The following is a 24,389-nucleotide window of genomic DNA, read 5'->3' on the forward strand; positions in this document are numbered from 1 at the left end:
ACCTTGTCAGAGGTGGGGCTTTTCATTACCATTCGGCAAAATTTTTATAAGTTCAGATTTAATACTTAGTAGACGCCTGATTTAACAGGCCAAAAAGCTGATGGGAGAGGACTGAATGAGCAATGACGGCGTGAATGCAGGCCGGCGTCGCTTCTTGGTAGCAGCCACATCCGTGGTGGGTGCTGCAGGAGCGGTGGGGGCTGCGGTCCCGTTCGTGGGGTCATGGTTTCCCAGTGCCAAGGCGAAAGCCGCAGGTGCACCGGTGAAGGTGAATGTCAGCAAGATCGAGCCAGGCCAGCAGATGATTGCTGAATGGCGCGGCCAGCCAGTATTCATCGTTCGTCGTACCGAGGAAATCCTGGGGAATCTGAAGAAGATCGAGGGCCAGTTGTCTGACCCCGAGTCCAAGAATTCCGACCAACCCGCCTACGCCCAAAACGAAGTGCGTTCGATCAAGCCAGAGATTCTGTTGCTGGTCGGTCTTTGCACGCACCTGGGTTGCTCGCCGACCTTCCGCCCGGAAGTCGCGCCAGTGGACCTGGGCAAGGACTGGGTCGGTGGCTATTTCTGCCCTTGCCACGGTTCCCACTACGACCTGGCCGGTCGCGTCTACAAGTCCCAGCCTGCTCCGTTGAACCTGCCGGTTCCGCCGCACAACTACGAATCTGACGACGTTATTGTCATTGGTGTCGATAAGGAGAGCGCGTAATGAGCAAGTTCATGGATTGGGTGGATGCGCGCTTCCCCGCTACCAAAATGTGGGAAGACCATCTCAGCAAGTATTACGCGCCGAAGAACTTCAACTTCTTCTACTTCTTTGGTTCCCTGGCATTGCTGGTACTGGTCAACCAGATCGTTACCGGTGTCTGGCTGACCATGAGCTACACCCCGTCGGCGGAAGAAGCGTTTGCCTCCGTCGAATACATCATGCGCGACGTCGAGTACGGCTCGATCCTGCGCCTGCTGCACTCCACCGGCGCTTCGGCGTTCTTTATCGTGGTCTATCTGCACATGTTCCGTGGCTTGCTCTACGGCTCGTACCAGAAGCCGCGTGAGCTGGTATGGGTGTTCGGCATGCTGATCTACCTGGCGCTGATGGCAGAGGCCTTCATGGGCTACCTGCTGCCGTGGGGCCAGATGTCCTACTGGGGCGCCCAGGTGATCATCTCGCTGTTTGGTGCGATTCCGGTCATCGGTAACGACCTGACCCAGTGGATCCGTGGTGACTACCTGATCTCCGGGATTACCCTGAACCGCTTCTTTGCCCTGCATGTGGTGGCCTTGCCGATCGTGATTCTCGGCCTGGTGGTGCTGCACATCCTGGCGCTGCACGAAGTGGGTTCGAACAACCCGGACGGCGTGGATATCAAGAAGCACAAGGACGAGAACGGCATTCCGCTGGACGGCATTCCATTCCACCCTTACTACACCGTGAAAGATATCGTCGGCGTAGTGGTGTTCCTGTTCGTGTTCTGCTCGATTGTGTTCTTCTTCCCGGAAATGGGCGGCTATTTCCTCGAAAAGCCGAACTTCGAACAGGCCAACGCATTCAAGACCCCGGAACACATTGCCCCGGTCTGGTACTTCACGCCGTTCTACGCCATTTTGCGGGCAATCCCCGACAAGCTCATGGGCGTGATCGCCATGGGTGCGGCCATTGCCGTGCTATTCGTGTTGCCATGGCTCGACCGTAGCCCGGTCAAGTCCATGCGCTACAAGGGGTGGCTGAGCAAGATCTGGCTGTGGGTGTTCTGCATTTCGTTCGTGATCCTGGGTGTGTTGGGCGTACTGGCGCCGACCCCAGAGCGCACGTTGCTGTCGCAGGTCTGCACCTTCCTGTACTTCGCCTACTTCATTCTGATGCCGTTCTACACCCGGCTCGAGAAGACAAAACCGGTTCCGGAAAGGGTGACTGGCTGATGAAAAAATTATTCGCTGCATTGATTCTTGCTGCCCTGCCGGTATTGGCCTTCGCGGCCGAGCACGGCGCAGAGCTGGAAAAAGTCGACATCGACGTTTCTGACAAGGCCGCCATGCAAGACGGCGCCCGTACGTTCGCCAACTACTGCATGGGCTGCCACAGTGCCAAGTTCCAGCGTTACGAGCGGGTTGCCGATGACCTGGGTATCCCCCATGAGCTGATGCTCAAGAACCTGGTGTTCACCGGTGCCAAGATTGGCGACCACATGAACATCGGCATGCAACCGGCCGACGCCAAGGCCTGGTTCGGGGCTGCGCCGCCCGACCTGACCCTGGTAGCGCGCGTACGTGGCACCGACTGGCTGTACGGCTACCTGAAATCGTTCTACGAAGACCCTACACGTCCCTGGGGCGTGAACAACAAGGTCTTCCCGAACGTCGGTATGCCTAACGTGCTGGTCGGCCTGCAAGGGCGCCAGGTGGTAGGATGCAAGCAGGTTCAAGTCGTGGAAAACGGCAAGAAGCAATATGACCCGCTGACCGGCACGCCGTTGACCCATGAGGCCTGTGATCAACTGACCATCGTGCCCAAGAGCGGTGCGCTGAACGAGGAGCAGTTCGACGAGAAGGTCAAGAACCTGGTGACCTTCCTGGCGTACTCCGCCAACCCGGTCAAACTGGAGCATCAACGCATCGGTACCTATGTGTTGCTGTACCTGGCTTTCTTCTTCGTATTCGCTTATTTACTCAAGCGTGAATACTGGAAGGATGTGCATTGATCCAACCTTAGGCAATTGCTGTTAATCTTGCGCGCCCAGCGACGTCTCTGAACGGGTAACGCTCTGGTTGATCCAGGTGTTACGAGAGATGCTTTCTGGGCGCGCTCGTTTTTGAGCTTTCGATAATTTCAACAAGCGAGGAGGACCGCCATGGGCGTGACCAACCGGTTGGCCTGTTACTCCGACCCCGCCGACCACTATTCCCACCGAGTACGCATCGTACTCGCAGAGAAGGGTGTCAGCGCCGAGATCATCAGTGTGGAGGTGGGTCGTCATCCGCCGAAACTGATCGAAGTGAACCCTTACGGCAGCTTGCCCACCCTGGTCGATCGTGACCTGGCGTTGTGGGAGTCAACCGTGGTGATGGAATATCTGGATGAGCGTTACCCCCATCCACCTTTGCTGCCGGTGTATCCGGTGGCGCGTGCCAACAGCCGCCTGCTGATCCATCGGATCCAGCGTGACTGGTGCGGGCTGGTGGATCTGATTCTGGATACACGCAGCAAAGAAGCTGCCCGTGTGCAGGCGCGCAAGGAATTGCGCGAGAGCCTGACCGGGGTTTCGCCGCTGTTCGCCGACAAACCTTTTTTCCTCAGTGAGGAACAAAGCCTGGTGGATTGCTGCCTATTACCCATACTCTGGCGTTTGCCGATTCTGGGCATTGAACTGCCGCGGCCTGCCAAGCCGCTGCTTGATTACATGGAGCGCCAGTTTGCGCGTGAGGCTTTCCAGGCAAGTCTGTCTGGCGTCGAACGTGATATGCGCTAAGGCTTAAGGAGCCGTTGATGAACTCCAGTCGACCTTACCTGGTCCGCGCGCTCTACGAGTGGATTGTGGACAACGATTGCACCCCGCACATGCTGGTCAATTCCGAGTTTCCTGCGGTGCAGGTACCACAAGGTTTTGCCAGTGACGGACAGATTGTCCTGAACGTTTCGCCCAGTGCCGTACGCCAACTGCACATGGACAATGAAGCGGTCAGCTTTGAAGGGCGTTTTGGTGGGGTACCCCATACGCTCTATGTGCCCATCGGCGCGATCCTGGGGATTTATGCCCGGGAAAATGGCCAGGGCATGGTGTTTGATCTGGAGTCGTCCCTTGAAGACGACGAAGCGATTGAAATTGAAGATGATCTGCCGCCACCTGATTCCGAGCCACCGCGCCCTAGCGGCCGGCCGAGCTTGAAAGTGGTGAAGTGACAAAACATGCGCCTGCGGGCATGTGTTGAAAGTGCCCCGGCTTAGGCTGGGGCATTTTTTTGCGCGCGATAAGCTTTGGGCAAATCATCCAGAGCGGTGATCGTACAACCCGCTTGGGCTATGATGCCCCTTTGAATCATCGAGATAGTTGCCTGCCCATGGAAAACCCCAGCACAGCCCCGCGTCTTCCCCGCAAGCGCCGTAGCCTTGCCCAGGAACTGGTCACGGTGTTGTCCGAGCAGATCCGCGATGGTCAGCTCAAGCGTGGCGACAAGCTGCCCACCGAGTCAGCGATCATGGAAGCCCATGGGGTCAGCCGCACGGTGGTGCGCGAGGCAATCTCGCGGCTGCAGGCAGCTGGGCAGGTGGAAACCCGGCATGGCATCGGCACCTTTGTGCTGGATACGCCGAGCCCCAGCGGGTTTCGCATTGATCCGGCGACCGTGGTCACGCTGCGTGATGTACTGGCGATCCTCGAGTTGCGCATCAGCCTGGAAGTAGAGTCCGCCGGCCTCGCGGCCCAGCGTCGCAATGACGAACAGCTGGCAGCAATGCGCGCAGCCCTCGATGCGTTGAATGAAAGTGCGGCGCACGCCAGCGATGCAGTGGCCTCGGACTTCCAGTTCCATCTGCAGATTGCCTTGTCCACCGGCAACCGCTACTTCACCGACATCATGACCCACCTGGGCACCAGCATTATCCCGCGCACCCGTCTGAACTCAGCGCGCCTGGCCCATGACGACCAGCAGCACTACATGAGCCGCCTGAGCCGTGAGCACGAAGAGATTTATGAGGCGATTGCCCGCCAGGATTCGGATGCGGCGCGGGCGGCGATGAGATTGCATTTGACTAATAGTCGAGAGCGGCTGCGCCAGGCTCATGAAGAGGCGCAGGCGCAGCGCGGATAATTCGATGCCTGCCAGGAAGGCATGTCACGCCAAGAAAAAGTCGATTTGGGTAACTTCACCATTGTTGATATGGAAGTTCTTGCCTAGGACCAGGGCCGGCGGGTCACCGTCAAGTTGAATGGTGTCACCAATATTGGGTAGGTCCACAGGATCGATGTTCTGCGTGGATGCCTTGGAATTATTGGATTTGGATTTAAATGTGCATTTTTTTTCGGTAGCCATGGTGTGCCTCACTGGTTGTGGATGAGTAAAGGGCCTCCAAGGTGACTGCACCTGCTGCATGTGCTGAGGTAACCCGGCGGTCGCACCCAATCTAGGGGCAGCGAGCCCGTCGCCGATACTGTCAGAATTCACAGTGACGACGAACGGTCCCCTGTGTGCGAGTCATCCGCCCACAGGGGAACTATGGCTACCTCAAGGCTGCGGCTTGTTTGGCTTGTAATCCTTAAGCAACAAATACGTACTCCACCCCCACCAATCATTGGTCCATTGCTTGTCGTTCAGGTTGTTGACGTCCTTGCGCCGCAACACCTTGTCGCCCTCAGCCTTGAACAGTGGCGAAAAGTTGTTCGCCGGGTTGTTCGCCGCATTCAGGTCCGGCACGTGCAGCGGTGCCTTGAACGTGGCCGGGGAGGGCGCGATACCGCTGATGTACGCGTCGAAGATCTCATCGGCCGAAGACTGCACTGCACGCTTGACCTGGGTGCGGTTGGCGGCGTCATTGCTATCGAAATAGCGTTTGTCGCCATAGGCATGCCACTCATCGCCCAGGGCATTGCGTACATTGAGCCCGAACTTGCTGTCTTCATCGTGCATAAAGCGGCTGATCAACGACCCCAGTTCACCCGGTGTCACCACGGCCGCCAGTTGTTTGCGTGGGACGCGCAGGTGCCCTGCGGAAAACAGGTCGGTCAAGAAGTGATCAGCAAAGCTGTTCATGGCGTAAGCCAGTTCCAATTGCTGGCCACTGCCGCTTTGGTGGGCCACGACCGCTTGTTGCAGGGCGGCGGTATGCCCAGCTAGGTAGGCAGACAGCGCCCATTCGCCGAAATGGTCGGCATTATCGGCCGCCAGCTTCAGGTAGCGCCCCAGGGGAACCATGGCTGAAACCACGCTGCCACCGCCAGTGATGCGGTTCCACTCTTCGGACAACGTATCTCCTAGCGCATCGTAGGCCTCATGGGGTTGCTTGCCATCCTGTATGGCCTGCTTCACTGCGTTGATCTCTTTTTGCATGACTGCGAGGATTTTGCCCGCTTCCTCCCGTGACGCCGGCAAAGTTGCCAGCGAGTTAAACGCGGCGATGAAACGCTGCACACGCTCGGTGGGTGACGCACCGTCACTGATGGGCTGGCCGGGAATCCCGTAGAAATCTCCGCCCAGGGCAATGATCTGGCCATAGGTCAGCGCCAGGCCGTTGGGCAGGTGCAGTTGGACTTTTGCCCCAGCAATTGCTGGCTTGCCCGGGACAAAACGCAGCAGGGTCTCGTCGCCAATGGCGGTGTGCTCGCCGCCTTCGAAGCGTAGGGCGGGGATAGAGTTTTCGGTGTTGATCGACTTTAGTTCTGACATGTTAGCTCCTTGCTATGTCGTATGAATCTTCCTTGATAACTGTATGTATATACAGTTGTCGCAAGCATAGAGGAATAATTTCCTACGTCAAGGCACTCTCAATAACCGACCGCAAAACCCTGGCAAGCCGACGAAATAACATTGACGGATGATTTTATAGTTGTACGATGACGTACAACATTAACAACAACTGTTCATCGATAGTCTTTACCCAGGGTGTTCGAATAATGAATCCACAAGAACTGAAGTCCATCCTCTCCCACGGTCTGCTGTCTTTTCCGGTGACCGATTTCAATGCCCAGGGCGATTTCAACCAGGCGGGCTATATCAAACGCCTGGAGTGGCTGGCCCCTTACGGCGCCACAGCCTTGTTCGCAGCGGGCGGCACCGGTGAGTTTTTCTCCCTGGCGGCCAGTGAATATTCCCAAGTGGTGAAAACCGCAGTGGATACCTGCGCCACCAGCGTGCCGATCCTCGCCGGTGTTGGCGGCTCCACTCGCCAGGCCATCGAGTACGCCCAGGAAGCCGAGCGCTTGGGGGCCAAGGGTCTGCTGCTGTTACCGCACTACCTGACCGAAGCCAGCCAGGACGGGGTTGCCGCCCACGTCGAAGCCGTGTGCAAGTCGGTAAAAATCGGCGTGGTGGTCTACAACCGCAACGTCTGCCGCCTGACCGCGCCGCTGCTTGAGCGCCTGGCCGAACGTTGCCCGAACCTGATTGGCTATAAGGATGGCCTGGGCGATATCGAGCTGATGGTGTCGATCCGCCGTCGCCTCGGTGATCGCTTCAGCTACCTGGGCGGGTTGCCGACCGCAGAGGTTTACGCCGCTGCCTACAAGGCCCTCGGCGTGCCGGTGTACTCCTCGGCGGTCTTCAACTTCATTCCTAAGACCGCAATGGACTTCTACCACGCGATTGCCCGGGAGGATCACGCCACCGTCGACAAGATCATCGACGACTTCTTCCTGCCTTACCTGGACATCCGTAACCGCAAGGCCGGCTACGCCGTAAGCATCGTCAAGGCGGGCGCAAAAATCGCCGGCTATGACGCAGGCCCGGTGCGCACCCCGCTCACCGATCTGTTGCCAGAAGAATACGAAGCCCTGGCCGCGCTGATCGACAAGCAAGGCGCGCAGTAACCCATTAATAAAGCCGCTGAGTGATCAGCGGCTTTTTGCGTAAGGAGAAGATGCGTGTCCCAAGCCAAGCGTTTTGACAACTACATCGGTGGCCAGTGGGTGGCCGGTGCTGACTACTCAAGCAATATCAACCCGTCGGATCTGTCGGATGTCATCGGCGATTTCGCCAAAGCCGACGTGGCTCAGGTCCACGCCGCTATCGACGCCGCCCGCGCGGCGTTCCCGGCATGGTCGACCTCCGGTATCCAGGCCCGGCATGACGCCCTGGATAAAGTCGGCAGCGAGATCCTCGCGCGCCGCGAAGAGCTCGGTACGCTGCTGGCTCGCGAAGAGGGCAAGACCCTGCCGGAAGCCATCGGCGAAGTGACCCGTGCCGGCAATATCTTTAAATTCTTTGCCGGCGAGTGCCTGCGCCTGTCCGGTGACTACCTGCCGTCTGTACGCCCGGGGGTCAACGTCGAGGTCACGCGCGAAGCCCTGGGCGTGGTGGGCCTGATCACCCCGTGGAACTTTCCGATTGCGATCCCCGCCTGGAAAATCGCCCCGGCCCTGGCCTACGGCAACTGCGTGGTGCTCAAGCCGGCAGACCTGGTGCCCGGCTGCGCCTGGGCCCTGGCCGAAATCATCTCCCGTGCAGGCTTTCCCAGTGGTGTGTTCAACCTGGTGATGGGCAGCGGCCGGGTAGTGGGCGATGCGCTGGTCCATAGCCCGAAGGTCGACGGCATCAGCTTCACCGGTTCCGTGGGCGTGGGCCGGCAGATCGCGGTCAGTTGCGTTTCGCGCCAGGCCAAGGTGCAGTTGGAAATGGGCGGCAAGAACCCGCAGATCATTCTCGACGATGCCGACCTCAAGCAGGCTGTCGAGTTGTCGGTACAGAGCGCGTTCTACTCCACCGGCCAGCGCTGCACGGCATCCAGTCGCTTTATCGTGACCGCCGGGATTCATGACCAATTCGTCGCCGCCGTGGCCGAGCGCATGCAGTCGATCAAGGTTGGCCATGCCCTGCATGCCGGGACCGACATTGGCCCGGTGGTGTCCCAGGCCCAGTTGGACCAGGACCTGAAGTACATCGACATCGGCCAGGGCGAAGGCGCGCGGCTGGTCAGCGGTGGTGGCCTGGTGACGTGTGACACCCAAGGCTACTTCCTCGCGCCGACTCTGTTTGCCGACAGCGAAGCCGCCATGCGCATCAGCCGTGAAGAAATCTTCGGCCCGGTGGCCAATGTGGTGCGCGTGGCGGACTACGAGGCAGCACTGGCCATGGCCAACGACACCGAGTTCGGGCTGTCGGCGGGCATTGCCACCACCTCGCTCAAGTACGCCAACCACTTCAAGCGCCACTCCCAGGCCGGGATGGTGATGGTCAACCTGCCGACGGCGGGCGTGGATTATCACGTTCCCTTCGGGGGTCGCAAGGGTTCATCCTACGGGTCGCGTGAGCAAGGTCGCTATGCGCAGGAGTTCTACACCGTGGTGAAAACCAGCTACATCGGTTCGTAAACGCAATACATGTGAGAGCAGGCTTGCCTGCTCCCGCAAAAAAGCAGTGCGCAGCACCAACACGACAATTACCCGCAAAAAAAATAATTAGTGGGAGTACATCTACATGCAAGCGACCAAGCCGACGCACGTCCGTTATTTGATCTTGCTCATGCTGTTCCTGGTGACCACGATCAACTACGCCGACCGTGCCACCATCGCCATCGCAGGTTCCAGCCTGCAAAAAGACCTCGGCATCGACGCCGTCACCCTCGGTTACATCTTCTCTGCTTTCGGTTGGGCCTACGTGGCCGGGCAAATTCCCGGCGGCTGGCTGCTCGATCGTTTCGGCTCGAAAAAAGTCTATGCCCTGAGCATCTTCACCTGGTCGCTGTTCACCGTGCTGCAAGGCTATGTCGGTGAGTTCGGCGTCTCCACCGCGGTGGTTGCGCTGTTTATGCTGCGCTTTCTGGTCGGCCTGGCCGAAGCGCCATCCTTTCCCGGCAATGCGCGCATAGTCGCGGCCTGGTTCCCAACCGCCGAGCGCGGCACGGCTTCGGCGATCTTCAACTCGGCGCAGTACTTCGCCACTGTGTTATTTGCCCCGTTGATGGGGTGGATCGTCTACAGCTTCGGCTGGCAGCACGTATTTATCGTGATGGGCGTGATTGGCATCGTGTTCTCGCTGATCTGGCTGAAAGTGATCTACAGCCCGCGCGAGCACCCGCTGATCAATGAGGCTGAGTTCAAGCACATTGCCGCCAATGGGGCGATGGTCGATATGGACCAGGACAAGGCCAAGGGTAAGAAAACCGACGGGCCGAAGTGGGATTACATCCGCCAGTTGCTGACCAACCGCATGATGCTTGGCGTGTACCTGGGCCAGTACTGCATCAACGGCATTACCTACTTCTTCCTTACCTGGTTCCCGGTGTACCTGGTGCAGGACCGCGGCATGACCATCCTCAAGGCCGGCTTCATCGCTTCGCTGCCGGCGATCTGCGGTTTTATCGGCGGCGTGCTGGGCGGGGTGATTTCCGACTACCTGCTGCGCAAGGGCCACTCCCTGACCTTCGCACGCAAGGCGCCGATCATTGCCGGTTTGCTGGTCTCCAGCAGCATCATTGCCTGCAACTATGTGGATGTGGAGTGGATGATCGTGGGCTTCATGGCCCTGGCCTTCTTCGGTAAAGGCGTTGGCGCACTGGGTTGGGCGGTGGTGTCTGACACCTCGCCCAAACAAATCGCTGGCCTCAGCGGCGGCTTGTTCAATACCTTCGGCAACCTGGCTTCCATCACCACGCCTATCGTGATCGGCTACATCATCAGCACCACCGGTTCGTTCAAGTGGGCCCTGGTGTTCGTCGGCGCCAATGCGCTGGTGGCAGTATTCAGCTACCTGGTGATCGTCGGCCCGATCAAGCGCGTGGTGCTCAACGAGCCACCGAGCAAAGACCCTGAATTGACTAACCTTTCCCAAGCGCAATCCTGAAGGGGCCGTGTGATGCAGTTGATTGAACATGCCGACTCGCCGCGCTCCATTCGGTTGCACGAGCGCGACAACGTAGTAATCGTGGTCAATGACCAGGGTGTGCCAGCCGGCACCGAGTTCCCGGATGGCCTGGTGACCGTGGAGTTCATCCCCCAGAGCCATAAGGTGACCCTGGAAGATATCCCACAAGGTGGTCAGATCATTCGCTATGGCCAGACCATCGGTTACGCCTTGCAACCGATACCACGCGGCAGTTGGGTCCAGGAGGATCAACTGCGCATGCCCACCGCACCGCCGCTGGACAGCCTGCCGCTGTCCACCGAAGTGCCCGAGGCCCAGGCGCCATTGGAAGGCTTCACCTTCGAGGGCTATCGCAATGCCGATGGCACCGTGGGCACGCGCAACATCCTCGGCATCACCACGACCGTGCAGTGCGTGACTGGCGTGCTGGACCATGCGGTCAAGCGCATCAAGGACGAGTTGCTGCCCAAATACCCGAATGTCGATGACGTGGTGGCACTGACCCACAGCTATGGTTGCGGCGTGGCCATTACCGCCACCGACGCCTATATCCCGATCCGCACCGTGCGCAACCTGGCGCGCAACCCGAACCTGGGGGGCGAAGCCCTGGTGATCAGCCTGGGCTGCGAAAAGCTGCAAGCCAGGCAGGTGATGCACGACAACGACAGCTCGGTGGACCTCAGCGAACCGTGGCTGTACCGCTTGCAGGACGCAAGCCATGGGTTCAGCGAAATGATCGAGCAAATCATGGAACTGGCCGAAACCCGGTTGAAGAAACTCGACCTGCGCCGGCGGGAAACCGTACCGGCCTCGGAGCTGATCCTGGGCATGCAATGCGGCGGCAGCGACGCGTTTTCCGGGATCACCGCCAACCCGGCGCTGGGCTACGCGTCGGACCTGTTGCTGCGGGCCGGGGCGACGGTGATGTTTTCCGAAGTGACTGAAGTGCGCGATGCCATTTACTTGCTGACCTCCCGCGCCGAAACCCAGGAGGTTGCGCGGGAGCTGGTGCGGGAAATGGACTGGTACGACCGCTACCTGGCCAAGGGCGAGGCCGACCGCAGCGCCAACACCACGCCGGGCAACAAGAAGGGCGGCCTGTCGAACATTGTCGAGAAGTCCCTGGGGTCTATCGTCAAGTCCGGCAGCAGCGCGATCAATGGCGTGCTTGGGCCGGGCGAGCGCTTCAAGGGCAAAGGCCTGATCTTTTGTGCGACCCCGGCCAGTGATTTTGTCTGCGGCACCTTGCAACTGGCGGCGGGGATGAACCTGCATGTATTCACCACCGGTCGCGGCACGCCCTACGGGTTGGCGATGGCGCCGGTGGTGAAGGTTTCGACCCGCACGGAATTGGCCCAGCGCTGGCCGGACCTGATCGATATCGATGCCGGACGGATCGCAACCGGGCGTGCGACCATCGAGGAACTGGGCTGGGAGTTGTTCCATTTCTACCTGGATGTGGCCAGCGGCAAAAAGCAGACCTGGGCCGAGCAACATAAGCTGCACAATGACATCACCTTGTTCAATCCGGCGCCGATCACCTAGCCCAGGTCAGGACAGGGCGCCGATCAAGGCCTGCAGATGGGGGTAGACCTGCTGCGGGCTGGCCGCGCGAAGGATGTGCCCGCTCATCTCGGGCATGGGGTGGCGGGTGTAGTAGTCCGCACACACAAAACCGTCGACCCAGCCATCGACATATACCTGGTGGTCTGAGCGGGCATCGCCGACGATCAGCGCCCGGCCCTGGAGCCTGCCGCTCTCGCGCCACCGTCGCACGATCCGGCTTTTGCCGGTACCGGGGTTGATCAGCGGCGAAGGCCGGGGGCACAGGGCCCGCGAACCGGCCCAGAACAGGCGGTTGGCGAGCACGTTGCGGGTGTCGATATCCAGCGAGCGGGCAATCGGGGCGATCCACTCGGTGTAGCCGCCAGACAGGATATGCACCTGCACGCCCTCGCGCTGTAGGTTGTGCAGGGTCAGCATCAGGGCCGGGTCGAGGCTGCCAATGACCGTGTCGACGTAGCGCTGGATATGCTGGCGGCGGATGCGCGGGATCACCTTGATCAAGGACAGCAGTTCCCAGGCACTGGCGCGACCGGCCAACGCCTTGGGCGCGATCAGTTGCAGTTGCTCCAGCATGGCTTGCCCAGCGGGGCTGTCGCCAATCGCCGACTGGATGATCGCAAGGGTGCTTTCGTGGTTCACCAGGGTCTGGTCAAAGTCGAAAATCACATGGGTAGTGCCGGTTGCGGTCATGGGCGTGCCTGCGCATCGAGCTGGCGATAGCGGTGTTTGTCTTCGCGGGTCCACGGGGTGGCCGCAATGCCCAGGTGTTGGGCGATGCGGGCCTGGATTTGGTCTGCAAAGGCCTGGCCGCTTTGCTGCTCCTGGCGTTCGCAGCGTTCCAGGTAGCTCATTTCACAGATCATCCAGGGCATCGTCAGCAAGCGCAGGAAACTTGCCAGGCCAGAGGCATGCAGTGGGCTGGCGACCAGGCCGAAGGGCAGAATCAGGCGCCCGGCCAGGGGTACGACGGGCAAGCCGCGGCTCAGCAGCCCCGCGCGAAAGCGATACAAACCCCGGCCGTTGTTAATGGTCGCTTCGGGGGTGGTGTAGAGGGCGGTGCCTTGCGGGTTGGTGCGCAGTTTATGCAGGTTACGGGAGAACGCCTTCTTATCGGCACCGTTCCAGAACTGTCCGCCCGAGCATTTGAGCAACAGGAAGGCGGTGAAGGCGATAAAGCGGTTGTAGCCACTGGCCGCCACCAGTGTCGCGCCTGGCATCGCGAGGATGGCGAATGGATCAATCACGCTGACGTGATTGGCGGCCACTACGCAGCCGTCGGTGATCAGGGCGATTTGCCGCGATGAATGGCTGCAACGGATGCGAATGCCCATTATCCACAGGAGCCCTCGATACATCATGGGCCTGGCAGCCAACGGAAGCGGCCAGGCGAGCAGGCTCACCACGACCATCGACAGCAGGCGCAGGCCCGCCAATACGCAACCAAACGGCAGGTAGACCTGGCGTCGCAAGCAGCGGTAGGCCCAGGTTTCCCGGGTGCACAGGCCCGCTACTGAGTGAAGGGGGTCGGGTGGAGGCAGAATGTTTTTCACGGGGATGTTGCTCAGTGATGGTTTTGGTCAGGCCAGCTTGGTGTGCTCGGCGGTTTTCATCCGGCGCGAAAACCGGTCGATGCGCGCCAGGTTGGCAGGGCTGATTTCCCTGAACCGTTCGCGGGTAAGATCAATCTTCACGTGGGGGCCGTAAGGGGTTTCAATCACTTGCCCGGCCAGTTGTGGCGCGTGCAAAAACGCCCGGTTCATTTCCAGTGCGCGGTGGTGCCGGATATTGGTCAGGGTGTAGATCTGCTCGAACCCCAGGTGCTTAAAGCCGTATTCAAGTGCCAGGTGGATGGCAATAAAGGGGTAGGGCGTTCCCCAGTATTTCTTGAGGAAACGGTTGCCGAAGTTGATGCCGTATTCTTTTTGCGCGAACCCGGCATAACCGATAAAAGGGCCTTGCAGGCCAATGCTCACCGCCCAGCGTGACCAGTTTTGGTCGGTCATTTCTTTTTTGAAGGTGGCGATTTCGTTGGCGGCGGCGGTCATGTCCCGGGTGGTGCCGGCGGAAATGAATTTCATCGCCTCGGGGTCACTGAGTAGTTCGGTGTAACCCGCAATGTCCTCATCGTCCCAGCTTCTGATATGCACATTGTGTAAATGGTTGACGGATCTACGCATGGGGCCCCCCTGGAGTTATTCAGTTGTTAGAGGAGGGGGATTTTCAGGGGCGGCGTTACTGAAGCGGAGGTGTGGATTCTCGTTAGTGCGTGGGAGCTTGTGCAGTGCTTTGTGGGACGGGTGAACCCCGGCCGGGATAGTGGGATTACCTCCTACGAAGTAGCCACAGTTCCCAATTCTGGACTTTTTTAGTTCGTGTTTATGTTTCGAAATCCAATATCAACAGTGCAGCCCACTGCTTTATCATGACGATTCCCTGAAAACAGGACTTAGCATGCTCGCCATTTTCCTTGCGACGCTCACCATCACTGCGCCGGTGTTTGCCATGCTGTTCCTGGGGGTGCTGCTCAAGCGCATCAACTGGATCAACGACAATTTTATCCACACCGCGTCAGCCCTGGTGTTCAACGTCACCATGCCAGCGTTGCTGTTTCTGGGGATCTTGCACGCCGACCTGCATTCGGCGCTCAAGCCAGAACTGCTGATCTATTTTGCCGTGGCCACGGTCGCCAGCTTCGCCCTGGCCTGGGGCTGGGCGATTTTCCGTTGCCCGCGGGAAGACCGGGGCATTTATGCCCAGGGCGCGTTTCGCGGGAACAACGGGGTGATCGGCCTGGCACTGGCGGCCAGCATGTACGGCGACTACGGGATTTCCCTGGGGGCGATCCTCGCGGGGCTGGTGATCCTGTTCTACAACACCCTGTCGACCATTGTGCTGGCGGTGTACAGCCCGGTGATCAAGTCGGACCCGTGGAGCATCTGCAAGAGCGTACTGGCCAACCCGCTGATCCTCAGTGTGATTGCCGCCACGCCATTCGCCTATTTCCAGATCGGCCTGCCCAGTTGGCTGGAAACCTCCGGGAGGTACCTGGCCGACATGACCCTGCCCCTGGCATTGATCTGCATTGGGGGCACTCTGTCCCTGGCGGCCTTGCGCCAAAGTGGCAACATGGCGTTGAGTGCCAGCCTGGTGAAAATGATCGGTTTGCCGCTCGTGGCCACCGTCGGGGCCTGGCTGTATGGCTTCCGGGGACCGGAGCTGGGGATTCTGTTTTTGTATTTTGGCGCGCCGACGGCCGCCGCCAGCTTTGTCATGGCCCGTGCGGCCCAGGGCAACCATGAGTTGGCGGCGGCGATCATTGTGATCACCACCCTGATGGCGGCAGTGACCACCAATATCGGGATCTTTGTGTTGCAGGCCGGTGGCTGGATCTGAAATGAGTGGTGTTTTTTAGGGCCTATCGCGGGCAAGCCCGCTCCTACACTTGAGGGGGTTCACCACTAATTGTGGGAGCTGGCTGATACGTCTCAATCACTTCCTGCGCCGCCCGAAACGCATCAATCGCCGCCGGCACACCGGCATACACCGCGCAATGCAGCAACGCCTCGCGAATTTCTTCGACAGTACAGCCATTGTTCAGCGCGCCGCGCACATGGCCCTTGAGCTCCTGCGGGCACTTCAAGGCGGTCAATGCCGCGAGGGTGATCAGGCTGCGGGTCTTCAGCGGCAGGCCTTCACGGTTCCACACCCCGCCCCAGGCATGTTCGTTGACGAAGTCCTGCAACGGCTGGGTGAACTCGTTGGCATTGCCCAAGGCGCGGTCGACAAATACGTCGCCCATGACCTGGCGACGCATTTGCTCGCCGGATTTCGGTTGATCGGTCATTGCGACTCCCTCTTGTGGTGTTGGCGGCGCCAGGCCCGCAGCGAAGTGAACAACAGGAAAGCCACCAGCGCTGGCAGGACGTAGTACAGCATCAGTTGTTCGAGTTTATTGGCCAGCGGCATGCCGGTGGTGAACGACACCACGTGCAGCCCATACGCCAGGTACAGCCCCAGCAGCAGCAAGCCTTCGGCGCGGGTAATGCGGTAGCCGGTGTAAAACACTGGCAAGCACAACACCACCACGCCGAGCATCACCGGCAGGTCGAAATCCAGGGCATTGGGCGATACCGACAAAGGCAATGGCGCCACCAGCGCCGTAAACCCCAGCACCCCCAACAGGTTGAACAGGTTGCTGCCGATCACGTTGCCCACCGCAATCTCCCGTTCGCCGCGCAGGGCGGCGATCAGGGACGTGGCGAGGCACGGCAGAGAGGTGCTGACGGCAACGATGGTCAGGCCGATCACCCGTTCGGACAGGCCCAGGTCGCTGGCCACTTCCACGGCCGCCCCCAGCAGCAGATGCCCGGCGAATACCAACAGCGCGAGCCCGCCGATCATCCACAGCAAACTGCTCAGCCACGGCGCTTGCACTACCGTGTCGCGGGTCCGCGGGCGGCGCGAATGGCGGGTCTGGTACAGCAACAGCGCGAGGTAGGCGAGCAGGGCTGCCAGTAAGGTCAGGCCGTCGAGCGGAGTCAGGGCCTCATCGCTGGCGAGGATGAACAGCAGCAGGCTGGCGCCGATCATCACCGGGATGTCCAGGCGCACCAGTTGCCGCGACACGCGCAGGGGAATGATCAGCGCTGAAAGGCCCAGGGTCACGAGGATATTGAAGATACTACTGCCGATCACGCTGCCCACGGCGATATCGCTATTGCCGGCCAGGGTGGCCTGCAGGCTGACGGCGATTTGCGGCGCGCTGCTGCCAAAGGCGACGATGCTCAAGCCAATGATCAGCGGCCTGACCTTGAGGCTGGCGGCCAGGCGCACGGCGGCGCGCACCAGCATCTCGGCGCCGGCAATCAGCAGCAATAGGCCGCTGATCAGTTCAATCAGGCTCAGGGGCGAGAGGGCGCTTAATCCGAAAATGGCCAGGGCTCCGTCAGTCAGTTGTTCAGGGCTTGCACGCGCACGCGCGCGGTTCCGCTGCGCAGCATACCCAACTGCTCGGCGGCCTGGCGTGAAAGATCGATCAGCCGGCCACGGGTGTGTGGGCCGCGATCATTGATGCGCACCACCACGGATTTGTCGTTGGCCAGGTTGGTGATCTGCACCCGCGTGCCGAATGGCAGGCGCCGGTGGGCGGCGGTCATGGCGTGTTGGTTGAAGGGTTCACCGCTGGCGGTTTTTTTGCCGTGGTGCTTGGCGCCGTAGTAGGACGCTGTGCCGGTTTCGTCATAACCGTTGGGATCGATCAGGCCACTGGCGCAGCCGGTGAGCAGTGAAAACAGGGCGCAGAGGCCGAGTAGACGCTTCATTTTCAAGGTGTCCCCAAAATTGATATGGGAACCGACCTTTGTAGAAGCTGGCTTGCCTGCGATGCGGGCGCCTCGGTTTTTCAGATGCACCGAGGTGATGCTATCGCAGGCAAGCCAGTTCCTTCACAAGCCGGCTCCCACAGGGCGGCAACCGTTATCAGCCTTCGAGCTTGCTCTTGAGCAATTCGTTCACCTGTTGCGGGTTGGCCTTGCCTTTGGAGGCCTTCATCGCCTGGCCCACAAAGAAGCCGAACATCTTGCCGCGTTTGGCTTCGTCCGCTGCACGGTACTGCTCGACCTGCTCGGCGTTGGCCGCCAGCATTTCATCCAGCACGGCCGAGATCGCGCCGCTGTCGGTGACTTGCTTGAGGCCGCGTTTCTCGATGATCTCGTCGGCGCTGCCTTCACCGCTGGCCATGGCTTCAAACACGGTCTTGGCGATCTTGCCGGAGATGGTGTTGTCCTTGATGCGCAGCAACATGCCGCCCAACTGTTCGGCCGTTACCGGGGCTTCGTCGATTTCCAGGCCCTGTTTGTTCAACAGGCTGCCCAGTTCAACCATGACCCAGTTGGCGGCCAGCTTGGCGTCACCGGCAATGCTCACGACTTTTTCAAAGTAGTCGGCTTGCTCGCGGCTCGACGCCAGGACGCTGGCGTCATACACCGAAAGACCGAACTGCGCCTGGAAGCGCTCGCGTTTTTGCGGTGGCAATTCCGGCAGGGTGGCGCGCACGTCATTGAGGAACGAATCCTCGATCACCACCGGCAACAGGTCCGGATCGGGGAAGTAACGGTAGTCGTTGGCTTCCTCTTTGCTGCGCATGGCGCGGGTTTCGTCTTTGTTCGGGTCGTACAGGCGCGTCTGCTGGATCACCTTGCCGCCGTCTTCGATCAGCTCGATCTGGCGACGGACTTCGGTGTTGATTGCCTTCTCGATGAAACGGAACGAGTTGACGTTCTTGATCTCGCAGCGAGTGCCGTACTCGACCTGGCCTTTTGGCCGCACCGACACGTTGCAGTCGCAACGCAGGGAGCCTTCGGCCATGTTGCCGTCGCAGATGCCCAGATAGCGCACCAGCGCGTGGATGGTCTTGACGTAGGCCACGGCTTCCTTGGCGCTGCGCATGTCCGGCTCGGACACGATTTCCAGCAGTGGCGTGCCGGCGCGGTTCAGGTCGATGCCCGTGGCGCCGTTGAATTCTTCATGCAGGCTCTTGCCAGCATCTTCTTCCAGGTGCGCACGGGTCACGCCGACACGTTTGATGGTGCCGTCTTCCAGGGGGATGTCCAGGTAGCCCTTGCCGACGATCGGCAGCTCCATCTGGCTGATCTGGTAGCCCTTGGGCAGGTCCGGGTAGAAGTAGTTCTTGCGCGCGAACACGTTGTGCTGGCCGATCTGGGCGTCAATCGCCAGGCCGAACATCACCGCCATGCGTACCGCTTCCTGGTTCAGTACCGGCAATACGCCAGGCATGCCCAGGTCTACCAGGCTGGCCTGGGTGTTGGGTTCTGCGCCGAATGTGGTGGCGCTACCGGAGAAAATCTTCGATTGGGTGGCGAGCTGGGTATGAATCTCCAGCCCGATCACAACTTCCCATTGCATAGTGTTCTCCTCAGAAGCCGGTTGGGGTGCGAGTGTGCCAGTCAGTGTTCAACTGGTACTGGTGCGCCACATTGAGCAAGCGGCCTTCCTGGAAATACGGGGCGAGCAACTGCACGCCCACCGGCAGGCCATCGACGAAACCTGCAGGCATGGACAAGCCCGGCAAGCCCGCGAGGTTGGCGGTGATGGTGTAGAGGTCTTCAAGATACTCGGCGATCGGGTCACCGGTCTTGGCGCCGATCTTCCAGGCCGGGTTCGGTGTAGTCGGACCGATGATCACGTCGACTTCATTAAAGGCAGCCATGAAGTCATTTTTGATCAGGCGTCGGATTTTTTGCGCCTTGAGGTAGTACGCGTCGTAGTAGCCGGCCGACAGGGCGTAGGCACCGACCATGATCCGGCGCTGCACTTCCACGCCGAAGCCTTCGCCACGGGAGCGTTTGTACAGGTCGGTGAGGTCTTTCGGGGCTTCACAGCGGTAGCCGAAACGCACACCGTCGAAGCGCGACAGGTTCGACGAGGCCTCTGCCGGGGCGATCACGTAGTACGCCGCAATCGCGTGCTGGTTGTTCGGCAGGCTGATTTCCTTGATCACCGCGCCGAGCTTTTCCAGCTCCTTGATGCTGTTGTGCACCAGTTCGGCGATACGTGGGTCGAGGCCGGCGCTGAAATACTCTTTCGGCACGCCGATACGCAGGCCTTTGAGCGAGGTATTGAGGCTGGCGCTGTAGTCCGGCACGGGTTCATCGATGCTGGTGGAGTCCTTCCCATCGAAGCCAGCCATGCCTTGTAACAATATTGCGCAGTCTTCGGCGCTGCGGGCCAGGGGGCCGCCCTGGTCGAGACTGGAGGCGTAGGCAATCATGCCCCAGCGGGAAACACGCCCGTAGGTCGGTTTCAGGCCGGTGAGGTTGGTGAATGCGGCTGGCTGGCGGATCGAACCGCCTGTATCGGTGGCTGTAGCGGCCGGCAGCAGGCGCGCGGCCACGGCTGCTGCCGAGCCACCGGAAGAGCCGCCGGGCACGTGTTCCAGGTTCCACGGGTTTTTCACTGCGCCGTAGTAGCTCGATTCGTTGGCCGAGCCCATGGCGAATTCGTCCATGTTGGTCTTGCCCAGGGTCACGGCCCCGGCTTCGGCCAGCTTGGCGACCACGGTCGCGTCGTAGGGCGCCTTGAAGTTGTCGAGCATCTTCGAGCCGCAGCTGGTGCGGATACCCTGGGTGCAGAACAGGTCCTTGTGACCGATGGGCGCACCCAGCAGCGCGCCGCTTTCACCGTTGGCGCGACGGGCGTCGGCGGCCTTGGCCTGGCCTAGTGCCAGCTCCTCGGTGAGGCTGATAAAGCTGTTGACCTTCGGATCCAGCGCGGCGATGCGCGCCAGCAGGGTCTTGGTCAGCTCTTCGGAAGAAAACTTTTTGTCGGCGAGACCGCGGGCGATCTCGGCCAGAGTCAATTGATGCATTGCAGGCTCTTTCCCTTTAGTCGATGACTTTCGGAACCAGGTACAGGCCGTTTTCGACCGCTGGTGCGATGGACTGGTAGGCCTCGCGATTATTGCGTTCGGTCACGACGTCTGCGCGCAGGCGCTGGCTGGCTTCCAGTGGGTGGGCCAGGGGTTCGATGCCGTCGGTGTTTACCGCCTGCATCTGGTCGACCAGCCCGAGAATGCTGTTCAGGGCTGCGGTGGTCTGTGGAAGATCGGCTTCATTGAGGCCCAGGCAGGCCAAATGAGCGATTTTTTCCACGTCGGAGCGTTCAAGCGCCATGGGATTCTCCAGTGGAAAACAGAACGGAAGCTATCCGTGTGTTAGATTGTCGGAACACTACCGCATTTCTACGGTCATAAGGCCGCGATTGTGGGGTTAGGTGCACAGAAAGTCGGCCAATTTAGCACATTGGCGCCTTGCCCAAAATCCCTGTCGTTGTTAGAGTTTGCCGCACTTTTTTACCCACGCGTTGCCTAGGGTCCCTTTCCCATGTTCAAGAAACTGCGTGGCATGTTTTCCAGCGATCTTTCCATCGACCTGGGCACTGCCAACACCCTTATTTACGTGCGCGAGCGCGGTATCGTCCTGAATGAGCCATCGGTTGTGGCCATTCGGACCCATGGTAATCAGAAAAGTGTCGTTGCCGTGGGCACCGAGGCCAAGCGCATGCTCGGCCGCACACCTGGCAACATTGCCGCCATTCGTCCGATGAAAGACGGCGTGATCGCCGACTTCAGCGTCTGCGAGAAGATGCTGCAGTACTTCATCAACAAGGTTCACGAAAACAGTTTCCTGCAGCCCAGCCCTCGTGTGCTGATCTGCGTACCGTGCAAATCCACCCAGGTGGAGCGTCGGGCCATCCGTGAATCGGCCCTTGGTGCCGGTGCCCGCGAAGTGTTCCTGATCGAAGAGCCAATGGCTGCTGCCATCGGTGCCGGCCTGCCGGTTGAAGAGGCGCGCGGTTCGATGGTGGTGGATATCGGTGGCGGTACCACAGAAATCGCCCTGATTTCCCTCAATGGCGTGGTGTATGCCGAATCCGTACGGGTTGGCGGCGACCGCTTCGACGAAGCGATCATCACTTATGTGCGTCGTAACTACGGCAGCCTGATCGGCGAATCCACCGCCGAGCGCATCAAGCAGGAAATCGGTACCGCTTACCCGGGTGGCGAAGTGCGCGAAGTCGATGTTCGCGGTCGCAACCTGGCCGAAGGCGTACCACGTGCCTTTACCCTGAACTCCAATGAAGTGCTGGAAGCTCTGCAAGAGTCCCTGGCCACCATCGTTCAGGCAGTAAAAAGCGCGCTGGAGCAATCGCCGCCGGAGCTGGCTTCCGATATCGCCGAGCGTGGCCTGGTGCTGACCGGTGGTGGCGCCTTGCTGCGCGACCTCGACAAGCTGCTGGCCCAGGAAACCGGTCTGCCGGTGATCGTCGCCGAAGACCCGCTGACCTGCGTTGCCCGTGGCGGTGGTCGTGCACTGGAAATGATGGATAAACACACCATGGACCTGCTCTCCAGCGAATAAGATCGTTGGTTGCACCATGTTTCGCCAACAGGCAGCACTTTGCAGTGCTGCCTGTTGGCGTTTATCTTCTTCAATCTGCATCCAGGCCGGTTTGATGCCGTATGAATAAAGAGAATATCTGCCCGGGAGGAGCGGCCTATTAAACCGCTCTTCACTAAAGGCCCCTCATTGGGCGTGCGCTTGTTGGTGCTGGTCGTGCTATCGGTCGCGCTGATGGTGGTCGATGCCCGCTTCACACTGCTCAAGCCAGTGCGTAGCCAAATGTCGCTGGTATTGATGCAGTCCTACTGGATCACCGACCTGCCGCAACGGCTATGGCAAGGCGTGGCCAGCCAGTTTGGCAGCCGCACCGAGCTTGTGGCCGAAAACGAAAAACTCAAGACTGAAAACCTGCTGTTGCAGGGGCGCATGCAAAAGCTGGCGGCCCTGACCGAGCAGAACGTTCGGCTGCGCGAGTTGCTCAATTCTTCCGCGCTGGTCAATGAAAAGGTCGAAGTGGCCGAGTTGATCGGCATGGACCCCAACCCCTTCACCCATCGCATCATCATCAACAAGGGCGAGCGCGATGGTGTGGTCCTTGGCCAGCCGGTGCTCGATGCCCGTGGCCTGATGGGCCAGGTGGTGGAGTTGATGCCCTATACCTCCCGCGTGCTGCTGCTGACCGACACCACCCACAGCATTCCGGTGCAGGTCAACCGCAATGGCCTGCGGGCGATTGCCAGCGGCACCGGTAACCCGGAGCGCCTGGAGTTGCGGCATGTGGCGGACACCGCCGACATCAAGGAAGGCGACCTGCTGGTCAGCTCCGGCCTTGGCCAGCGCTTCCCAGCGGGCTATCCGGTGGCGACGGTCAAGGAAGTGATCCACGATTCCGGCCAGCCGTTTGCGATTGTCCGCGCCGTGCCGACGGCCGCGCTGAACCGTAGCCGCTACCTGTTGCTGGTGTTCAGCGACACGCGTACGCCGGAAGAGCGCGCCAACGAAGCCGCCCAGGCCCAGGAAGCGCAGGACAAGCAAGACGGCACCACGACGCCGGTTATTCCGGCAACCGTACCCAAACCGGCGGCACCCGTGGCGACACCGGTTGCACCTGCCGCGCCTGCTGTGGCGACACCTGCCAAACCGGTGGCCCAACCGGCTCGGCCGGTCAAGCCAGCGGCGGCACCTGCACCGGCAACCACTCGACAAGGGGCGCAATAATGGCCGGCACTCATTCGCGCAATGGCTGGATGGTCTGGTTGACCTTTGCCATCGGCATGCTGCTCAGCGTTTCGCCGATGCCGCAATTCATGGAAATCCTGCGCCCGCTGTGGCTGGCGTTGCTCCTGGCCTTCTGGGCGCTGGCCCTGCCGCACAAGGTCGGCATGGTCACGGCCATGTGCCTGGGGCTGGCTGAAGATGTGATGTATGGCACGTTGCTCGGCCAGAACGCCTTGATTCTTACGCTGATTACCTTCCTGGTGCTGTCGTTGCAGCAACGCCTGCGGATGTTCCCGATGTGGCAGCAGTGCCTGGTGATCCTGGTGATCTTCGGCCTGGCCCAATTGGTGCAGCTGTGGCTCAGTGCCCTGACCGGCAACCGCCAACCGACCCTGGCGCTGGTCTTGCCGGCCCTGGTCAGTGCGCTGTTGTGGCCATGGGTCAGCTTCGGCCTGCGTGGGTTGCGTCGCCGCTATAAAATCAATTGAGTGGGTCGCGAGGCTCTGCCTGGTTATCGAACCCACAGGGAGAGTCTGCAATGCATGCACTTTATCTGGCCTCCGGCTCTCCTCGGCGGCGTGAATTGCTGACCCAGATCGGCGTGCCGTTCACTGTGGTCAGCGCGGCTATCGATGAAACACCCCTGGGCGACGAGTCGCCGGCGTCCTACGTCGAACGTCTGGCCCGTGGCAAAGCCGCAGCAGGCCTGGCGACACTGGCCGATACCGCCAATGCCTGCGTGCTGGGCGCCGATACCGCCGTCATCCTGGATGGCCGGATCCTGGGCAAGCCCCTGGACCAGGCCGATGCCCTGGCCATGTTGCTGGCCCTTTCTGATCGTGAACACGAAGTCCTCACCGCCATTGCCGTGCTCAGTGACCTGCGCTGCGAAACGCGCCTGGTCAGCAGCCGCGTGCGCTTTCGCCAGGTTTGCACACACGAGGCAACGACTTACTGGCACAGCGGGGAGCCTCAGGACAAGGCGGGCGGCTATGCTATCCAAGGCTTGGCGGCGGTATTTGTCGCCGGGCTAAATGGCAGTTACTCCGCGGTCGTTGGCTTGCCGGTCTGCGAAACAGCAGAACTGCTGGGCCATTTCGGCATACCCTGTTGGCAACACCTTTCCGTGCGCTGAACGCCTAACTCCAGCGCCATATTTAAGCGATCGGCCACTAT

26 protein-coding genes are annotated in these 24,389 nt (G+C 60.3%); 15 read left to right on the top strand and 11 right to left on the bottom strand.

What is annotated here, in order from left to right:
- Positions 1-115: 115 nt before the first annotated feature.
- From petA to HBO19_RS00780, 6 genes are all read left to right on the top strand, one after another.
- Entirely contained in the window at positions 116-709 is a 594-nt protein-coding gene (gene petA / locus HBO19_RS00755; RefSeq protein ID WP_038443372.1) for a ubiquinol-cytochrome c reductase iron-sulfur subunit, read from the top strand.
- A complete protein-coding gene (locus HBO19_RS00760; protein ID WP_003188526.1) occupies positions 709-1,920 on the top strand; it encodes a cytochrome bc complex cytochrome b subunit in 1,212 nt (403 codons plus the stop codon). The genes petA and HBO19_RS00760 overlap by 1 nt, the downstream gene beginning before the upstream one ends.
- Positions 1,920-2,699: a cytochrome c1 gene (locus HBO19_RS00765; RefSeq protein ID WP_169950943.1), complete on the top strand. Its 780-nt coding sequence runs from the start codon at positions 1,920-1,922 to the stop codon at positions 2,697-2,699. The genes HBO19_RS00760 and HBO19_RS00765 overlap by 1 nt, the downstream gene beginning before the upstream one ends.
- A gap of 150 nt (positions 2,700-2,849) precedes the next feature.
- Positions 2,850-3,467 (top strand): glutathione S-transferase N-terminal domain-containing protein, encoded by a 618-nt coding sequence (locus tag HBO19_RS00770; protein WP_027604841.1) that lies wholly within the window; start codon positions 2,850-2,852, stop codon positions 3,465-3,467.
- 17 nt (positions 3,468-3,484) lie between these two features.
- Positions 3,485-3,898: a ClpXP protease specificity-enhancing factor gene (locus tag HBO19_RS00775; RefSeq protein WP_057438071.1), complete on the top strand. Its 414-nt coding sequence runs from the start codon at positions 3,485-3,487 to the stop codon at positions 3,896-3,898.
- A 158-nt stretch (positions 3,899-4,056) separates the two neighbouring features.
- A complete protein-coding gene (locus HBO19_RS00780) occupies positions 4,057-4,806 on the top strand; it encodes a FadR/GntR family transcriptional regulator (protein ID WP_169950939.1) in 750 nt (249 codons plus the stop codon).
- 24 nt (positions 4,807-4,830) lie between these two features.
- Here the strand turns inward: HBO19_RS00780 and HBO19_RS00785 are convergent, their stop codons facing one another.
- Together HBO19_RS00785 and HBO19_RS00790 are read right to left on the bottom strand one after the other, a co-directional pair.
- Positions 4,831-5,028 (bottom strand): hypothetical protein, encoded by a 198-nt coding sequence (locus tag HBO19_RS00785; protein ID WP_169950937.1) that lies wholly within the window; start codon positions 5,026-5,028, stop codon positions 4,831-4,833.
- Between the two features lie 192 nt (positions 5,029-5,220).
- Entirely contained in the window at positions 5,221-6,378 is a 1,158-nt protein-coding gene (locus HBO19_RS00790; protein WP_170056727.1) for a phospholipase, read from the bottom strand.
- A 227-nt stretch (positions 6,379-6,605) separates the two neighbouring features.
- Between HBO19_RS00790 and kdgD the strand changes: the two genes are divergently transcribed.
- The 4 genes from kdgD (at position 6,606) to garD (ending at position 12,054) form a co-directional block, all read left to right on the top strand.
- Positions 6,606-7,517, top strand: coding sequence for a 5-dehydro-4-deoxyglucarate dehydratase (gene kdgD, locus HBO19_RS00795; protein WP_029291893.1), 912 nt, complete (start codon positions 6,606-6,608; stop codon positions 7,515-7,517).
- 54 nt (positions 7,518-7,571) lie between these two features.
- Positions 7,572-9,017: an aldehyde dehydrogenase family protein gene (locus HBO19_RS00800; RefSeq protein ID WP_170056728.1), complete on the top strand. Its 1,446-nt coding sequence runs from the start codon at positions 7,572-7,574 to the stop codon at positions 9,015-9,017.
- Positions 9,018-9,123: 106 nt separating this feature from the next.
- The gene (locus HBO19_RS00805) at positions 9,124-10,488 is read left to right on the top strand and encodes an MFS transporter (RefSeq protein ID WP_170056729.1); all 1,365 of its coding nucleotides are present in this window, start codon (positions 9,124-9,126) and stop codon (positions 10,486-10,488) included.
- Positions 10,489-10,500: 12 nt separating this feature from the next.
- Positions 10,501-12,054 carry a galactarate dehydratase gene (gene garD / locus HBO19_RS00810; protein WP_170056730.1) on the top strand — a complete coding sequence of 518 codons (1,554 nt, stop codon included), beginning with the start codon at positions 10,501-10,503 and terminating at the stop codon, positions 12,052-12,054.
- A 6-nt stretch (positions 12,055-12,060) separates the two neighbouring features.
- Here garD and HBO19_RS00815 read toward each other — a convergent pair whose 3' ends face one another.
- Genes HBO19_RS00815 through HBO19_RS00825 form a run of 3 tightly spaced genes read right to left on the bottom strand, consistent with a single transcriptional unit; the run spans position 12,061 to position 14,252 of the window.
- Positions 12,061-12,765, bottom strand: coding sequence for an HAD family hydrolase (locus tag HBO19_RS00815; RefSeq protein WP_170056731.1), 705 nt, complete (start codon positions 12,763-12,765; stop codon positions 12,061-12,063).
- Positions 12,762-13,625, bottom strand: a complete 864-nt coding sequence (locus tag HBO19_RS00820; protein ID WP_170056732.1) for a 1-acyl-sn-glycerol-3-phosphate acyltransferase — start codon at positions 13,623-13,625, stop codon at positions 12,762-12,764. Before HBO19_RS00820 ends, HBO19_RS00815 begins: the two co-directional genes overlap by 4 nt.
- Before the next feature lie 27 nt (positions 13,626-13,652).
- Positions 13,653-14,252, bottom strand: a complete 600-nt coding sequence (locus HBO19_RS00825) for a GNAT family N-acetyltransferase (protein ID WP_170056733.1) — start codon at positions 14,250-14,252, stop codon at positions 13,653-13,655.
- A 274-nt stretch (positions 14,253-14,526) separates the two neighbouring features.
- Between HBO19_RS00825 and HBO19_RS00830 the strand changes: the two genes are divergently transcribed.
- Positions 14,527-15,468, top strand: coding sequence for an AEC family transporter (locus HBO19_RS00830; RefSeq protein ID WP_169950919.1), 942 nt, complete (start codon positions 14,527-14,529; stop codon positions 15,466-15,468).
- Between the two features lie 43 nt (positions 15,469-15,511).
- On the opposite strand, the gene HBO19_RS00835 is transcribed toward HBO19_RS00830, so the two are convergent.
- The 6 genes from HBO19_RS00835 to gatC all read right to left on the bottom strand — a co-directional run bounded on the left by HBO19_RS00835 (position 15,512) and on the right by gatC (position 20,765).
- Positions 15,512-15,919, bottom strand: a complete 408-nt coding sequence (locus HBO19_RS00835; protein WP_170056734.1) for a carboxymuconolactone decarboxylase family protein — start codon at positions 15,917-15,919, stop codon at positions 15,512-15,514.
- Entirely contained in the window at positions 15,916-16,965 is a 1,050-nt protein-coding gene (locus tag HBO19_RS00840) for a calcium/sodium antiporter (protein WP_170057084.1), read from the bottom strand. The genes HBO19_RS00835 and HBO19_RS00840 overlap by 4 nt, the downstream gene beginning before the upstream one ends.
- A gap of 59 nt (positions 16,966-17,024) precedes the next feature.
- Positions 17,025-17,396, bottom strand: a complete 372-nt coding sequence (locus HBO19_RS00845) for a septal ring lytic transglycosylase RlpA family protein (RefSeq protein ID WP_170056735.1) — start codon at positions 17,394-17,396, stop codon at positions 17,025-17,027.
- A 157-nt stretch (positions 17,397-17,553) separates the two neighbouring features.
- Positions 17,554-18,999 carry an Asp-tRNA(Asn)/Glu-tRNA(Gln) amidotransferase subunit GatB gene (gene gatB, locus HBO19_RS00850; protein WP_169950913.1) on the bottom strand — a complete coding sequence of 482 codons (1,446 nt, stop codon included), beginning with the start codon at positions 18,997-18,999 and terminating at the stop codon, positions 17,554-17,556.
- 10 nt (positions 19,000-19,009) lie between these two features.
- Positions 19,010-20,461, bottom strand: a complete 1,452-nt coding sequence (gene gatA / locus HBO19_RS00855; protein ID WP_169950911.1) for an Asp-tRNA(Asn)/Glu-tRNA(Gln) amidotransferase subunit GatA — start codon at positions 20,459-20,461, stop codon at positions 19,010-19,012.
- Between the two features lie 16 nt (positions 20,462-20,477).
- Positions 20,478-20,765 (bottom strand): Asp-tRNA(Asn)/Glu-tRNA(Gln) amidotransferase subunit GatC, encoded by a 288-nt coding sequence (gene gatC / locus HBO19_RS00860; protein ID WP_003216077.1) that lies wholly within the window; start codon positions 20,763-20,765, stop codon positions 20,478-20,480.
- A 210-nt stretch (positions 20,766-20,975) separates the two neighbouring features.
- Between gatC and mreB the strand changes: the two genes are divergently transcribed.
- From mreB to HBO19_RS00880, 4 genes are all read left to right on the top strand, one after another.
- Positions 20,976-22,013 (top strand): rod shape-determining protein MreB, encoded by a 1,038-nt coding sequence (mreB, locus tag HBO19_RS00865; protein WP_002555108.1) that lies wholly within the window; start codon positions 20,976-20,978, stop codon positions 22,011-22,013.
- A gap of 138 nt (positions 22,014-22,151) precedes the next feature.
- A complete protein-coding gene (mreC, locus tag HBO19_RS00870; protein ID WP_170057085.1) occupies positions 22,152-23,213 on the top strand; it encodes a rod shape-determining protein MreC in 1,062 nt (353 codons plus the stop codon).
- A complete protein-coding gene (gene mreD / locus HBO19_RS00875; RefSeq protein ID WP_169950909.1) occupies positions 23,213-23,701 on the top strand; it encodes a rod shape-determining protein MreD in 489 nt (162 codons plus the stop codon). Before mreC ends, mreD begins: the two co-directional genes overlap by 1 nt.
- 50 nt (positions 23,702-23,751) lie before the next feature.
- Entirely contained in the window at positions 23,752-24,348 is a 597-nt protein-coding gene (locus HBO19_RS00880; protein WP_169950906.1) for a nucleoside triphosphate pyrophosphatase, read from the top strand.
- Positions 24,349-24,389 lie beyond the last annotated feature (41 nt).

It is taken from the genome of Pseudomonas sp. WS 5021 (assembly GCF_012985535.1).
Lineage (GTDB): Bacteria > Pseudomonadota > Gammaproteobacteria > Pseudomonadales > Pseudomonadaceae > Aquipseudomonas.